The sequence below is a fragment of the Acinetobacter sp. YH12200 genome, from assembly GCF_013418175.1.
In the GTDB taxonomy this organism is placed as follows: Bacteria; Pseudomonadota; Gammaproteobacteria; order Pseudomonadales; family Moraxellaceae; genus Acinetobacter; species Acinetobacter pseudolwoffii.
The window spans coordinates 12962-27685 of sequence record NZ_VPCO01000021.1; the positions used below are offsets into that span (position 1 = coordinate 12962).

Consider the following 14724-nt stretch of genomic DNA (forward strand, 5'->3'; position numbering starts at 1 on the left):
AAAGGTTCTATTTAAGCGCCAAAATCAAATCAATCCTAAAATCTTATAAAGTTTAGAATCTGTTGTATCTCGCTGAATAGAGCAAAAGTGAAATCTAAAAATTTGGTAGATGGGCAATATCAGTCAGCAGCAATAACTCAGTTTAATTGAAAACAGTAATTACAAATTGATTCACGTGAACTCACATAAATAAAAACTGTCTTATTGAATAAAATGGTATATAAATTGCTCATGATAATAAAACATTATTGCAGGAGAGAAATGCTTCTGCATTCGCCGAAGGAGCAAGTTCCCAGGAAACTCTCAGGCAAAAGGACTGTGATAATGGATAAAAACTCTGGAGAGAAGTGTTCAATCACTCACCGAAGGGGAAGGTGCTCGCATTGATGTGCAATGCAGCGACCGAAGCTCTCAGGTATACATGACAGATGGGAAAAGACATCAATATAATCAAGGAGGTGTCTATGCGTCATGTCGTGGTGATTGGGGCGGGTATTACTGGGGTAACCACAGCGTATGAGCTTGTTTTGGCAGGCTATCAGGTGACTGTGGTAGATCGACATCTCTATCCGGCCATGGAGACATCTTTTGCCAATGGCGGCCAGCTTTCGGCCTGTAATGCCGAAGTATGGAACCAGAAAGCCACGGTACTCAAAGGTATCAAATGGATGTCTCAAAAAACTGCACCACTTTTGCTCAATCCTTCTTTTAGTGTGCATAAATATAGTTGGCTCATGGAATTTTTGGGAAATATCAAACATTATGAAGCCAATACCCGAGAGACTGTACGTTTGGCTTTATTGGCCAGAGCACGTTTGTATGAAATTGCCCAAACAGAACAGATTGATTTTGACCTGGAAAAACGCGGCATTTTACATTTTTATCATAACAAGACGGATTACGATGTCGCGATCAAGGTCAATGACCTGTTGTGTAGCGGCGGACTGGAGCGCAATGCCATTTCCAATGCGGAAATCAAGCAGATCGAACCTGCATTAACAGGCGATTACTATGCCGGATTTTACTGCCAGAGCGATGCGACCGGAGATATTCATAAATTCAGTACAGGACTGGCCAAAGCTTGCATGCAAAAAGGCGTGAAATTTGAATTTGGCCAAGATGTCTTTGCCGTCGATCATCAGACTCAACATATTCGGGTGAAATGCAAACCCAGTACTGAAAATGTACATCATTCTACAGATGACATTCTGGAAATTAATGCAGATGCCATTGTGGTGTGTGCGGGTGTGGGCAGTTATCAATTGGCCGAGATTTTAGAGGAACGAGTCAATGTTTATCCGGTCAAAGGTTATTCAATTACCGTGCAGCTGAATGATGAACAGAGCCAAAACAATGCACCATGGGTCAGCTTGCTCGATGAAAGTGCCAAAATTGTCTTGTCACGTCTGGGTAAGGATCGTTTACGAGTCGCAGGAACCGCCGAGTTTAATGGCTATAACCGGGATATTCGTGCAGACCGGATTCAACCACTGATTGACTGGAGCAATCGTAACTTTGATCTGTGTACCGAGCATGTCGTACCTTGGGCTGGCTTACGCCCGATGATGCCAAATATGATGCCTGTGGTGCGCCGTGGTAAACATGAGCGGGTATTTTATAATACCGGCCATGGTCATCTGGGCTGGACCTTGTCGGCTGCAACGGCTGCACTGATTAGCAAGGAAATTGCTCAATACTATCCTGCTTAAATTGATGGCCCGCATGCGGGCTATTTTTTACATCAAATTTCTCATTTTATATAAGGTTAAGTTTTTAATATTTTTTAAATTGAATCAATCATATAAGCGATAAACCCCAGTAAAACGTTCACAACCTTTTTGCTGAGTGTTGACGGCTAGAATCGCTTTGCTATAGTTAAACTCATAGCGGCAGTCATTTTCATTATCCATGATCTGTTCTTTTGCTGCAGGCGTGGTATAGGCTAAAAATGGAACAGTCTGCGTTTCGGCCCGGTTATTGGGATTGCGATAGGCCAGACCTTCAATCTTGATGCGGTCTTTAGTCAGTTGATGAATCTTGATATGCACAGGCTGTTTGGCCATTTGTCCCTGCTCGAACTTAATATAATGCTGAGTCAGGCTTTGATTCAGTGAAATATAGATATTTAAATCATCGAGGCGCCATTCAAACTGCTGTTTAAAACAGTCCAGCGTTTTGCATTGCTGTAACCGATTTGCCCATAACTGTTGGGTGTCTTGCAATAAGCGAACGGGGGCATCAGTAATTAAAAAAGCGGTCAAGTATTGGTCAGCGAGTTTTTCCCGAGCTTCGGACAGCGCTACTGAGCAGACTTTATTCATGGCCGCTGTTTTTTTGCTGTCGTTGTTACACTCGAGTGGGTTCGCTGAACTACCCGCAGATATCATCCCCAGGCCGAGCATCAGGCCAATTATTTTCAACATATTTATATCAGTTTTCAGTAGCATGATCGCTTATACTTTCACTGTGTTACGCTTGGTCTAACTATAGCGAAATAGAAAGCAAGTGTACAAGATTTCAATGGGCTATTTCTAAAGGATGTATAAGGTGATCGCACAAATTCGTATTGGTCAGGGTCTGGATGTGCACGCATTTGAAGAGGGTGAGTTTGTCACTTTGGCCGGCATTCAAATTCCGCATACGCACGGTCTGAAAGCACATTCGGATGGTGATGTGATTCTGCATGCACTCTGTGATGCATTGTTGGGCGCGTTGGCACTTGGAGATATTGGCCAGCATTTTCCGGATACCGATCCGGATTTTCAAGGTGCGGACAGCCGGGTATTGTTGAAGCATGTTTATCAGTTAATTCTGGATCGTGGCTATCAGCTGAACAATGCCGATATTACGGTCGCCTGTGAACGTCCGAAACTGGCCAAACACAATCTGGCAATGCGTCAAAGTATTGCGGATGTGTTGAGTGTCGATGTTACTCAAATCAGTATCAAAGCCACGACGACTGAACAGTTAGGTTTTACCGGTCGTCAGGAAGGCATCATGTGCATGGCAACCGTGCTATTGAGCCACAGCAAATAAGATCAGGCAAAATGATTCGGATTAATCAGGGATAATTCCAGTTCCTGAGTAGCTTTACGGCCTTGTAGTTGCAGGGCAACCGCATGCATGAGACCGGTCCAGGTTTCATTCGGTTCCCAGATTTGATGCAAATGCTCATGCGCCGTAGGCAAATCTATATCCATATAGTATTGACGATATAAATACATCAAACAGCTGACATGATAGTTTTGCAAACAATGCACCCAGACCATTTGCTCTTTCACCAGGTGATCGATCAGGTCCAGTACCAGCAGGCATTGATTGTCTGAAGGTGTTTCCCAGGAAATCGGAACCTGAATATAGTTCAGTCCCAGCTCAAGGCAAATTTTATCTTCATGTGGTAGATACTGTTCACTATCGGTTAATGCCACATTGATGACTGTAGATACACCATATTCTTTCATCAGCTTTAATTGGGCAGTGGTCGGTTGGCCGGAGCTAAACAGATGTTCGTGTATGAACTGAAAATTCTCAATCTGGCTTAATGCCGTTTCAATATCATTCATCAGATAAATTTTCCTTATTCTAGAAATGCAAACGCCATCTTGGCGATGGCGTTGGTCAGATCATTTAACGATTAGGTAAAATGTCTTTCAATGCCTCATGCATGTCGAGTAAAACTTTTTCAGTCGTTTCCCAGTCGATACAGCCATCCGTAACGGACTGACCGTATTCCATATCATTCAGGTTGGCCGGAATGTCCTGACGACCGCCCTTAAGATGACTTTCTACCATAATACCAACAATTGACTTGTTTCCATCAAGAATTTGTTCTGAAATGTTTTTAAGTACAAGTGGTTGCAGGTACGGGTCTTTGTTTGAGTTGGCGTGGCTGGCATCAATCATGATCTTGGTGCTGACTTTGGCCTTGGCCAACGCCGCTTCTGCATCTGCCACCGAGCCTGCATCGTAGTTCGGTTTGCCATTACCGCCACGCAGTACCACGTGAGCATAAGGGTTACCTGAAGTACGAATCACAGCCACCTGACCTTGATCGTTTAAACCAAGGAAGCTATGGCCATGTTTGACCGATTGCATCGCATTGGTTGCCACGGTTAAACCGCCGTCCGTCCCGTTTTTAAAGCCGACTGGTGAAGACAGACCTGAAGACATTTCACGATGCGTCTGGCTTTCAGTCGTACGTGCACCAATTGCAGACCATGAAATCAGGTCTTGATAATACTGCGGTGAGTTCGGATCAAGTGCTTCAGTGGCACATGGTAAACCTATTTCATTCAGTTCAAGTAACAGCTTACGACCGATACGCAGACCTTTTTCGATATTGAACGAGTCGTTCATATCCGGATCGTTGATCAGGCCTTTCCAGCCCACTGTGGTACGTGGTTTTTCAAAATAAACCCGCATCACGATGTATAAGCTGTCTTTAACTTTTTCGCTTAACGCTTTTAAGCGTTCAGCATATTCGTGTGCAGCCGCAGGATCATGAATAGAACAGGGGCCGATGACAACGAACAGGCGTTTGTCTTCACCATCCAGGATTTTACGAATCGTTTCACGACCATGCAGTACGGTTTGATAAGCAGTTTCAGTCAAAGGTAATTCTGCTTTAAGCTCAGCAGGGGTTACCAAAGGAATCATGCTGTGGATATTCACGTCATCAATATCTGATGCTGAAATGGGATTTGACTGTTGTGTATTCATTGCCGTCACTGGTTCGATCATACAAAAGGTTGTTTAATAGCCCGAATATAACATGAATGATGCGTCACTTTGTTATAAAAAAGATGAATACTTCTTTGAAAAAAAAGTGATGAATCGCATAGTTAAATTAAACGGACTGGGAATTCTGGCTCATGACGACCATCGCTGTTTCGGCAGGTTGAGCCGGTTTTGATTTTACAGGGTTAAGCATGAAATTCAGGCCGAGCCCAAATAAGGTAATGCCTAAAATTTTGCGAATCAGTTTTTCTGGCATCCGTGAACTGAGTAAAGTGCCGACAATAATCGCTGGAATAGAACCCACCAATAACCACATGAGCAGCATGAAATCGACATTGCCTGATGACATATGCCCCAAGCCTGCAACCAGCGTCAGTAACACCGCATGCACCACGTCTGAGCCAATGATACGAATCATCGGCAGATTCGGAAACATCACCACTAAAGCCATGATGCCAAATGCACCTGCACCGACTGAAGATAAGGTGACAAAAATACCCAAGATAACGCCCATAATCATGATGGCGATGCGCTTTTCCTTGGCTTGCAGTTTTACTTTTTCCAGATCCTGCGTCATATCTGGCAGTTCTTGTTTTCGGTATTTGTTGAAAAGATTTTCGATCTGGGTGCGAAACAGAATAGACAAGCCGGTAATGGTCAGCATAAAGCCCAATACCATGGTCAGGACGGCCTTGTAATGTGTCGATTGGCTTAAATAGTTGTCGAGTACCCAATGCGTGGCAAAAGATGCTGGAATACTGCCTACTGCCAGCCAGATCACAATTGGCCAGACAATATTCATTTTTTTGGCATGCACAAAAGAACCGCAGAATTTTGAAATCGCGGCATAGAGCAGATCCGTACCAATTGCAATGTGGGGTTCAATCCGGAATAGGCTGATCAGAATGGGTGTCATCAATGAGCCACCACCGACACCGGTTACTCCAACACAAAAACCTACCAACACACCTGCTAAAATAAACTCAATCGGACCAAACATGCATATATGCCAAAATCAAAAAACGTGGATATCTTATGACTTTTGGATATAAGTCGTTGTCTTGATTATTGATTTACTTATGCATAAAAAAGATAAAGCACTGGGCTTAAAATTAAATGAAGTTTCATGTTCATCCTCGCTATAGAAAATAACGTGAAAGACCGGTCACTTATTTTAAAGGACACTTTGATCTGCCTGAAAATGAAGATGAATCAGGAAAACAACTTCAATAGAAAAAATCATCAGGGAAGATTAAGAGTAGGCTAAGTAATTCTAAAGCATACCTTTCTTAAAATATAAGATGCTCACTGCTTATTCAGGCATAAACCCAGCTTTATGTTAGAATTACGATTAAATACAGTTCAATACGGATCTGAGAGGGAACTCACTTGCTAAATCGAAAACTAAAAATTGGAATCGTGGTCGGTGAGGTCTCTGGAGATACGCTTGGCGCAAAGTTGATTCGCCGTTTTCGTGAGCAAGGGATTGATGCCGAATTTGAAGGCATCGGTGGTCCACAAATGATCGCAGAAGGCTTTAAAAGCTATTATCCGATGGATGTTTTATCGGTGATGGGCATTGTTGAAGTTCTCAAGGATATTAAAAAACTCTTTGCTGTACGTGATGGGCTGGTCGAAACTTGGACTAAAAACCCTGTCGATATTTTTATTGGTATAGATGCACCTGATTTTAACCTGCGCCTGTCGAAAACCATTAAACAAAAACAGTTGCCGATGAAGACCGTGCAATATGTCAGTCCTTCCGTCTGGGCATGGCGTCAGGGACGTGTGCATGGTATTAAGGCCAACATTGATCTGGTGCTGTGTTTATTCCCATTCGAAAAAACCTTCTTTAAAAAATGGGATGTGCCAGCCGCTTTTGTGGGTCATCCTCTGGCCAGTCAGTTGCCGCTTGAAAATCCGATTATCGATGCTAAACAAGAACTGAATCTTGATCCGAATCAGAAGCATATTGCACTATTACCGGGAAGTCGCCGCGGTGAGATTGAACGTTTGGGGCCTTTGGTTCTGGATGCAGCCAAGATTCTGCATCAGAAATATCCGGACTATACTTTCCTGATTCCGGCAATTAATGAGGCGCGCAAGCAACAGATAGAACGCTTGCTGGCGACTTATCCTGAAAGTCTAAAGGTTCAAATCCGCTTAATGGAAAACAGCGGTAACGAGTCAAAAATCGGCCGTCAGGTCATGAATGCCTCCAATATTATTGCGCTGGCGTCAGGTACTGCGACATTGGAAGCGATGTTATTACATCGTCCGATGGTGACTTTCTATAAACTGAATTGGTTGACTTATCATGTGGTGAAATTTCTCATCAAAATTCCTTATTATTCGCTACCAAATATCATTGCCGGCAAAAAAGTCATTCAGGAGCTGATTCAAGCCGATGCTACGCCTGAAAAGCTGGCGGCTGAAATTGAAAAACTGATGAATATTGAAACTGCACAAATTCAGGTGATGCAGCATATCACCATGCATAAGCAGCTATTGTCTGGTAATAGCGAAGACCCGGTCAAAGCCGTGCTCGCGCTAATCCAGTAATTTGACGTTATTGTTCTAACAATTCAGCCGGTACTGGGTGGGCGTCTGTTCAAACTGTTTTTTAAAACTTTGACTGAAGGCTGTCTCGGATGAATAACCGACCAAATAAGCAATTTGCTGAATGCTGAATCCGCTATTTCGCAAATATTGTGCCGCCAGTCGCAGGCGATGCTGTTGTAAATAAGCCAGTGGCGGCTCACCAACAATCTGGGTAAAGAGCTGGGCAAATTTGGAACGTGACATATGACATTGCTCAGCCAGACTTTCTACGGTCCAGAACTGCTCAGGTTTGCCATGAATTGCAGCCAGTGCATTGGACAGTTCCGGATGCGAGAGCGCATTCAGCCAGCTCGAGGCATTTTCCAGATTTAAAATATAATCCCGCACACATTCAATCAGTAAAATACTGACCAGATGATCCAGAATCTTGTCACGTCCCGGCCGCATCTGCTGGGTTTCCAGCGCCAGAAACTGCAAACCGACCTGTAACCATTCCGGTGCGGTGTCGCCCAGAATATGCTGAATATGCAGGTATTTAGGTAAGGCACTTAGTAGAGGTTTTGCCATCTGCATATCCAGACTGGAACGAAGGGTGAGCATGAAGCTGTGTGCTGCTGAACTCTCCCGATTAAGATCAACACATTGCTGTGCATGGGTCTGGAAATAAGCATTAATTGAACGATGCTCAGAAAAATCGGCACTGCCGGGGCAAGAAATGCGATGGGCAGAACCGGCGGGTAAGAGTACCAGATCACCTTGTTGCAGCTCGAGCAGATCGCCGTTGGCGAACTTTAATTGTGCCTGTCCTTGTAACAGGATATAAGCCAGCATAAAAGGCTCATGCTGATAGTCAAAGCCGCTCGGATGAAACACATTCAGATAAAGATATTCAGATTTTGCCAAATGAATATCATCAAAAATTTTACTCAAAGCATCCATGCCTAACTCTATTCTTCTATTTATTTCACTTAATTGACTATAAATTTTTTAACTTTTTGATTTTAGGCCAGAATTTGGCTGCATGTGCCAAAGACGCTGACATAGGTTTTCTGGACGTTGAATACTGTTCGCTGTTGCTGAAATATTCAACTATAAGTGCAGAGTAACATAAAAAAGGAAGCTCGCAATGAATGCCCCTGCACAAATCCAGAAAGCGCAGTTTACGCAGGAAGCGTCAGCACTAAAAGGTGTAAAGCTGGATAAAAAACGTTTTGGCTGGTTGCTCAGCCCAGGTTTGCCTGTGATCGGAATGGGAATTTTGGCCGGTTATCATTTTGGCCCCAAAGCGACTAAAAAAGTCTTTGCTTTGGGCGGGCCTTTATTATTGCATGTGATTATTCCGACTCTGGATGCCCTGATTGGCGATGATGCCAACAATCCGAATGACGAACAGATTCAGGCGCTGGTCAAAGATCCGTATTATGACCGGATTGTAAAAGCCTTTATTCCCTTGCAAATGGCAGCCAACGCTTTTGCCGGCTATGTGGTGACACGTCCAAATGTATCGATACTGGATCAGCTCTTATTGGGAGTTTCCATGGGTGCGATTAACGGCATTGCGGTCAATACGGCACATGAACTGAGTCATCGTCCGCAGAAAAAAGACCATTACTGGTCGCATGCCAGCCTGATGCCTTTGGCCTATAATCATTTCCGTATTGAACATCCTTATGGGCATCATAAACGGGTGGCAACGCCAGAAGATCCAGCATCTTCACAAATGGGCGAGTCTTTTTACCGTTTCTGGCCACGCACTGTGTTTGGCGGATTAAAGTCAGCGATCCAGATTGAAAAGAAACGTCTGGAACGTAAAGGATTGAAATTTTTAAGCAAGGAAAATGAACTGTTTCATGGCTGGGCGATGAGTGCAGGCTACCATGCCTTGATGCTAAGTGCTTATGGTAAAAAGCTCATTCCTTATACACTGACTCAGGCCTTTTATGGGGTAACTCTGTTTGAAATCGTCAATTATATTGAACATTATGGTTTGAAACGCACAGAAAAAGATGATGGCAGTTATGAACGGACCTTGCCTGAACATAGCTGGAATAATAACAATATTGTGACCAATCTGTTTTTGTACCAGTTGCAGCGCCATTCAGACCATCATGCCTTTCCAAGCCGCCCATTTCAGGCACTGCGACATTTTGATGAAGCACCCGAATTACCCAGTGGTTATGCCACCATGTTGATTCCGGCTTTAATTCCGCCGTTATGGTACAAAATGATGGACCAACGGGTCTATCAGCATTATCAGGGTGACCTGACTAAGGCCAATATTCATCCAGGCAAACGTGAGAAAATTTTTAAAAAGTTTGGACTTATTTTAAGTACTGAAGCATAAACCTAGTTTTAAATAAAAAATGCGCTTCTTACAGCTAATGCCAGTCAGTTAAGGAATTGACTGGCATTTTCTTTTTCAAATTCATGATTATATCTGATAGATAAAAAAGTCATCCGCAACTGTTTGAGGCAGGACTACATTTAAAAATGATTGTTTCTGCGACAAATTTACTAGTCGATGGTGGCTGACGAGTTTTGCGGTGAGGAGTGTTGCTCCGCAAGATGCCCTCCTTGCGAAGCTTCGCTTCTCATTTGGGCGAAACCAAAGTAACAAATAATTTACAAGAATTTGATTTATAACATTAATACTCCGCATTGAATGACTAAAAATTAAAGAGTCTGTTTCTAAACTCCTTAACTGATCAGCATTACTTCTTACAGCGCATTTTTATTTAGCTATGAACCTTAAAACCAGTCAGCTTGCATATTCCTGCAGCTATCATCAAAGTTCATCAGTAACTTGGCCTGATGTTCAATTTCAGGCAATTCCCAGCGGATAAAATATTGGGCTGCCTGAAACTTGCCCGCCAAAAAGTCCTGATCTTCTTTTTGATCGGAATTGCCAAATTTAAGATATGCCTGCTGCGCTATGTCTAAGCAGAGCCAGGCAATCATGGTTTTTCCCATCATGTCTAAATAAAGCCCAGAGTTGGCTAATGCTTCATTGATTTGGCCTTGATGCAGAGCCTGACCTAAAACCTGGGTGGTTTTTTGCACGGTAGCCAGATGTTGTTGAAAGCTTTCTGCCAGTGCGACTAACTTGGGATTCTGAATCTCAGACAACGTATGCTGGATGCGTTGCATCAACAGGCTGAGTCCCTTGCCATTGTGCTGCCAGAGTTTACGCCCAAGCAAATCCAGGGACTGAATACCATACGTGCCTTCATGAATCGGATTGAGGCGGTTATCGCGGTAGCATTGTTCGACCGGATAATCACGGGTATAACCCGCGCCGCCCAAAACCTGAATCGCCAGATCATTGGCTTTTGGGCCATAGGCTGAAGGGAAGGATTTGACCACTGGAGTGATCAGATCAAGCAAGAGGGCACTGTCCTCATCATGTGCTGCCTGATGTTCATCAATCAGACGCGCCGCAAATAAACACAGGGCCAGTGATCCTTCGACATAAGCTTTTTGTGCCAGCAGCATACGTTTGACATCACTATGCTCAATAATATTGACCGGTTTGGAATCAGGCGATTTTTCATGTGCAAGACGACCTTGCGGACGGTTTTTGGCATAGTTTAAGGATTCCAGATAACCGCGATAGCCAATCATGGCTGCGCCCAAGCCTACGCCGACACGCGCCTCATTCATCATTTTAAACATATATTTTAAGCCATGACCTGCTTCACCAATCAAATAGCCTAAGCAAGCATCATTTTCGCCAAAGCTTAAAACCGTTGAAGTCGTTCCTCTATAACCCATTTTGTGCAGTAAACCAGCCAGCTGTACATCATTGGATTCACCTATAGAGCCATCTGGATTGGTTTTGAATTTCGGCACAATGAACAGGGAAATACCCTTGACCCCTTGCGGTGCATCCTGAATCCGCGCCAGAACCAGATGAATAATATTTTCGGTAATATCCTGATCACCACCAGAAATAAACATTTTCTGGCCTTTAATGTTATAGGTTCCATCTGCCAGAGGAATAGCTTTGGTCGTTAGATCACCCAGAGAAGAACCGACATTCGGCTCGGTCATGGCCATAGTGCCGGCAAAGCGGCCGCTCAACATATGCGGTAAAAATAGCTGTTTTTGTTCTGGTGAAGCAAAGGCTTGAATCAGATTTGCCGCCGCCGCAGTCAGAAAAGAATAGGCAACAGTTGAAGGATTGGCCGCCATAAAATAGGCATTGCAGGCCATATTTAATAAAGTCGGGAGTTGCATACCGCCATGTTCATAATCATGCTGGGCACAGAGCAGGCCGGCCTCGGCAAACTGCTGCCACGCCGTTTTGACTTCAGCAATGGTTTTGACCTGCTTCCCATCAAAGCTCGGTTCATGCTGATCGGCTTTGGCATTATGCGGGGCAAAGTAATCGGTCGCGATACCCTTGGCTGTATCTAAAATACTGTCAAAGGTATTTTTATCATGCTCCTGATAACGTTCCAGTTTTGTCAGAGCTTCAAGTTTGAAGACATCATAAAGTAGAAAATTAAGATCTTTATCATTTATTAGCTCGGTCACGGTACTGTCCTGAATGTAAAATCCTTGAGATAGCGCCAAGACTAACAGTTGCTTTTATTCAGCAGGATTGTCAATAATGACATCAAACAGGTAAAAAATGACAATGAGATCAAGATGCAGCGAGTCGTAGTTTTGGGTTTTGATGGCGCTCTGGCTTCTGCCATTACCGGTGTCGTCGATTTATTTGCCATGGCCGGTGTGAGCTGGAACCGCATTCAGCAGCAGGATGTACAGCGCCTGTTTAAAGTTAGTATTGCCAGTCCTGATGGACAACCGATTCGTTGTATTAATGGTCTGGAATTACAGGCACATTGTTCCTATCAAGAGATTCAAACTGCAGATATTGTGGTGGTGCCAACCATAGCTGCACCGATTCAGGATGTATTGCAACAAAACCCTGAGCTGATCCGGTTTCTAAAATCTGCTCATGCAGATTCGACCTTAATTGCTGGAAATTGCACCGGAAATTTCTTTCTGGCAGAAGCCGGTATTTTAGATAATCGCGTGGCAACGACGCATTGGGGCTTTCAAGATATTTTCCGGACGCATTATCCGCAGGTCAAATTGAATGCCGATCTGATGATTAGCCGCGACCAGAATATCTATTGCGCGGGTGGTGGCCTGGCCTGGTTCGACTTAGGTTTGCATCTGATTGAACGTTTTTATGGCTTTGAGGTGGCCATGCAATCGGCCAAATCTTTTGTGATTGATTATCGACGCGATAGCCAGCTGTCTTATTCCTTACTCAAGATTGGACAACCGCATCATGATGAACTGGTGCAAAATGTCCAGAACTGGCTGGAGCAGCATTTTCATGAGTCTTTTAGCTTGGATGATATTGCAACACGTTTTAATGTCACCACGCGTACCTTGATTCGCCATTTTAAACAGGCACTGGACTTGCCGCCAAATCAGTATCTGCAAGCGATCCGAATTGAAGCTGCACGCAAACGTCTGGAAGAAACCGATCAGGCGGTGGATGTGATCATGCAAAATATTGGTTATCAGGACCCAAGTTCATTTCGCCGTTTATTTCATAGAAAAACTGGCTTGACGCCGCTGGAATATCGGCGCCGCTTTAGCCGTCGCTTTTAGAAGTGTTTAATAAGAAGGTTGTATTTCCCCCGCTTTACGGCCATGCAACAGGTAATACCAGATCAGACAGCTGATGGTCAGTACAGCAGAGTACAGGTAAAGCTGACGATAACCGATCTGATCCAGAAGCATGCCGAGGAAATAAGGTCCAAAACCCAAACCTGCATCTAGCGCAATAAAGAAGGTTGAAGTCGCCAGCCCCATACGCTGCAAACTGGTACTTTTTACCGCAATGGTCTGACAGACGGACTGGAGATTACCAAAGCCAAAACCAAGCAGTGCGGCGCTGGCCAATAACATCGTAGCATTATGGGCCTGACTGAGTAATAAAATTCCTAAGGCCATAATCACAATGGCCGGATAGATGATGATGTTTTCACCTTTACGATCCATTAGCGGGCCGGTAAATGGACGTGAAAGCAAAATCGCAATGGCATACATCAGAAAGAAAAAAGAAGCCGTTTCGACTAAATTAATCTCTTTGGCATAGAAATGAATAAAAGATAAGACGCCGGAATAGCAGGTTGCCACAATCAGAACAATCATCGAAATCGGCAAAGCCTTGGGTTCAATATATTGCGCCAGTCTGCTAGATGATTGATTTTCTATATGATTGACTGGATTCGTTATTTTAATCTGTGGCGGCTGAATAAACAGGCTGCAAATCAGGCAGCTGAGTGCGACTACACTGGTAAAAACAAAAATCACCTGATAGTTAAAATTTGACATTAGCCAGATGCCTAAGAAGGGGCCAATCGCCGTGCCAAGTGTGCTGCTCATACTAAAATAACCAATGCCTTCACCACGTCGAGTCGCAGGAATGGTCTGGGCAATCACGGTGCCTAATACCGTTGAGGCCACACCCATCATAAAACCGTGCATCAGACGGATGCCCAGTAAAATTTCCAGCTTGGCCGGAATCAGATAGAGGCCAGAAAAAAGCAGAAAACCTGTCAGACCGGCCACAAGCGTAATTTTTAGGCCCAAACGGTTTAGCAGTTTCCCGATAATAAGACGGCCGAATAAGGTACCGACAATAAACAAGCCAGAAACCAGCCCTGCCTGTGCCGTGGTTGCACCTAATTCTGCTACCGAGTAGCCGACAATCACAATCACCAGCAAATAAAACACCAGCACCAACTGGAAATTCACCAGACTGATCAAAATAAAATTGGGAGTCCATAAAGGCGTTTGTTCTTGGCTCATTAAAGTCGATCCTGCGAAGCGGGTTGTAACTGCTGAATGAGCTGCATCAAGATATTTTTACTACTTTCAATATCATCTGAGGCAATTTGCTCAAGCAACTGCTTTTCAAATGCCTCAATCTGTGTGGAACCCAGGGCAAAAGTCTCGACTCCTTGCTCACTCAGTGTGAATAGCTTCTGACGCTTGTCTGCAGTTTCGAGTTGGCTAATTAGACCGAGTTCCACTAAATTCTGGATACGTTTACTGATGCTGGGTTTAGATACGTTCAAATAATGAGAAATATTCATCAGGGTACATTGCTGATGCGTCTGAATCACATACAGCACTTGCCATAAGGAATAATTTAACTGTGAAGATAATAAAATCGTATTGATTTCATCACTGAGTAACCGTGCACAACGTAATAACAAGGCGCGAAATGGAAGAGAGGCAGAAGGCATATAGTTAACCTGGCTAACTAATTTAGAGCCAATTTACGCCTATTTTTTGGATTACACAAGTGGTCACCGTTCAATTAAATATTCACTTGCATATTTAATTAAATAGCGCTTACACATTGTTAACTTGAGTAAAAAATAACCGACAAAA

13 protein-coding genes and 1 riboswitch are annotated in these 14724 nt (G+C 43.8%); of the genes, 5 read left to right on the forward strand and 8 right to left on the reverse strand.

The features are described 5' to 3' along the window. Positions 1-241: 241 nt before the first annotated feature. A riboswitch (glycine riboswitch) is annotated at positions 242-329 on the forward strand. A 135-nt stretch (positions 330-464) separates the two neighbouring features. Next, positions 465-1709: a D-amino acid dehydrogenase gene (locus FTU90_RS12655; protein WP_180072758.1), complete on the forward strand. Its 1245-nt coding sequence runs from the start codon at positions 465-467 to the stop codon at positions 1707-1709. 84 nt (positions 1710-1793) lie between these two features. On the opposite strand, the gene FTU90_RS12660 is transcribed toward FTU90_RS12655, so the two are convergent. Further along, positions 1794-2447 (reverse strand): hypothetical protein, encoded by a 654-nt coding sequence (locus tag FTU90_RS12660; RefSeq protein WP_180072760.1) that lies wholly within the window; start codon positions 2445-2447, stop codon positions 1794-1796. A gap of 100 nt (positions 2448-2547) precedes the next feature. Here FTU90_RS12660 and ispF point away from each other — a divergent pair, with 100 nt between their 5' ends. Beyond that, positions 2548-3036: a 2-C-methyl-D-erythritol 2,4-cyclodiphosphate synthase gene (ispF, locus tag FTU90_RS12665; RefSeq protein WP_180072761.1), complete on the forward strand. Its 489-nt coding sequence runs from the start codon at positions 2548-2550 to the stop codon at positions 3034-3036. Between the two features lie 2 nt (positions 3037-3038). Here the strand turns inward: ispF and FTU90_RS12670 are convergent, their stop codons facing one another. From FTU90_RS12670 to FTU90_RS12680, 3 genes are all read right to left on the reverse strand, one after another. Further along, positions 3039-3563: a protein tyrosine phosphatase family protein gene (locus tag FTU90_RS12670; protein WP_180072762.1), complete on the reverse strand. Its 525-nt coding sequence runs from the start codon at positions 3561-3563 to the stop codon at positions 3039-3041. Between the two features lie 64 nt (positions 3564-3627). After that, positions 3628-4719: a 3-deoxy-7-phosphoheptulonate synthase gene (locus FTU90_RS12675; protein WP_180049316.1), complete on the reverse strand. Its 1092-nt coding sequence runs from the start codon at positions 4717-4719 to the stop codon at positions 3628-3630. Positions 4720-4846: 127 nt separating this feature from the next. Then, positions 4847-5737 carry a sulfite exporter TauE/SafE family protein gene (locus FTU90_RS12680; protein WP_005097034.1) on the reverse strand — a complete coding sequence of 297 codons (891 nt, stop codon included), beginning with the start codon at positions 5735-5737 and terminating at the stop codon, positions 4847-4849. 389 nt (positions 5738-6126) lie between these two features. On the opposite strand from FTU90_RS12680, the gene lpxB reads away from it, so the two are divergent. Then, positions 6127-7299 (forward strand): lipid-A-disaccharide synthase, encoded by a 1173-nt coding sequence (gene lpxB, locus FTU90_RS12685; RefSeq protein WP_159138082.1) that lies wholly within the window; start codon positions 6127-6129, stop codon positions 7297-7299. Between the two features lie 15 nt (positions 7300-7314). On the opposite strand, the gene FTU90_RS12690 is transcribed toward lpxB, so the two are convergent. Next, positions 7315-8238 (reverse strand): AraC family transcriptional regulator, encoded by a 924-nt coding sequence (locus tag FTU90_RS12690; protein WP_005097030.1) that lies wholly within the window; start codon positions 8236-8238, stop codon positions 7315-7317. Between the two features lie 187 nt (positions 8239-8425). On the opposite strand from FTU90_RS12690, the gene FTU90_RS12695 reads away from it, so the two are divergent. Next, on the forward strand, positions 8426-9643 hold the full coding sequence (locus FTU90_RS12695; protein WP_005170714.1) for an alkane 1-monooxygenase: 1218 nt from the start codon (positions 8426-8428) through the stop codon (positions 9641-9643). A gap of 404 nt (positions 9644-10047) precedes the next feature. Here FTU90_RS12695 and FTU90_RS12700 read toward each other — a convergent pair whose 3' ends face one another. Further along, a complete protein-coding gene (locus FTU90_RS12700; RefSeq protein ID WP_180072763.1) occupies positions 10048-11835 on the reverse strand; it encodes an acyl-CoA dehydrogenase in 1788 nt (595 codons plus the stop codon). A 114-nt stretch (positions 11836-11949) separates the two neighbouring features. Here FTU90_RS12700 and FTU90_RS12705 point away from each other — a divergent pair, with 114 nt between their 5' ends. Further along, complete coding sequence (locus FTU90_RS12705; protein WP_005097027.1) at positions 11950-12930, forward strand: GlxA family transcriptional regulator; 981 nt, start codon at positions 11950-11952, stop codon at positions 12928-12930. Positions 12931-12936: 6 nt separating this feature from the next. Here the strand turns inward: FTU90_RS12705 and FTU90_RS12710 are convergent, their stop codons facing one another. Together FTU90_RS12710 and FTU90_RS12715 are read right to left on the reverse strand one after the other, a co-directional pair. After that, positions 12937-14136, reverse strand: coding sequence for an MFS transporter (locus tag FTU90_RS12710; RefSeq protein ID WP_005097026.1), 1200 nt, complete (start codon positions 14134-14136; stop codon positions 12937-12939). After that, on the reverse strand, positions 14136-14576 hold the full coding sequence (locus FTU90_RS12715; protein WP_159138084.1) for a MarR family winged helix-turn-helix transcriptional regulator: 441 nt from the start codon (positions 14574-14576) through the stop codon (positions 14136-14138). Before FTU90_RS12715 ends, FTU90_RS12710 begins: the two co-directional genes overlap by 1 nt. Positions 14577-14724 lie beyond the last annotated feature (148 nt).

Coding starts and splice junctions, on each gene's coding strand:
- FTU90_RS12655 (WP_180072758.1), top strand. CDS start 465: ATGCGTCATGTCGTGGTGATTGGGGCGGGTATTACTGGGGTAACCACA.
- FTU90_RS12660 (WP_180072760.1), bottom strand. CDS start 2,447: ATGCTACTGAAAACTGATATAAATATGTTGAAAATAATTGGCCTGATG.
- FTU90_RS12670 (WP_180072762.1), bottom strand. CDS start 3,563: ATGAATGATATTGAAACGGCATTAAGCCAGATTGAGAATTTTCAGTTC.
- FTU90_RS12675 (WP_180049316.1), bottom strand. CDS start 4,719: ATGAATACACAACAGTCAAATCCCATTTCAGCATCAGATATTGATGAC.
- FTU90_RS12680 (WP_005097034.1), bottom strand. CDS start 5,737: ATGTTTGGTCCGATTGAGTTTATTTTAGCAGGTGTGTTGGTAGGTTTT.
- FTU90_RS12690 (WP_005097030.1), bottom strand. CDS start 8,238: ATGGATGCTTTGAGTAAAATTTTTGATGATATTCATTTGGCAAAATCT.
- FTU90_RS12695 (WP_005170714.1), top strand. CDS start 8,426: ATGAATGCCCCTGCACAAATCCAGAAAGCGCAGTTTACGCAGGAAGCG.
- FTU90_RS12705 (WP_005097027.1), top strand. CDS start 11,950: ATGCAGCGAGTCGTAGTTTTGGGTTTTGATGGCGCTCTGGCTTCTGCC.
- FTU90_RS12710 (WP_005097026.1), bottom strand. CDS start 14,136: ATGAGCCAAGAACAAACGCCTTTATGGACTCCCAATTTTATTTTGATC.
- FTU90_RS12715 (WP_159138084.1), bottom strand. CDS start 14,576: ATGCCTTCTGCCTCTCTTCCATTTCGCGCCTTGTTATTACGTTGTGCA.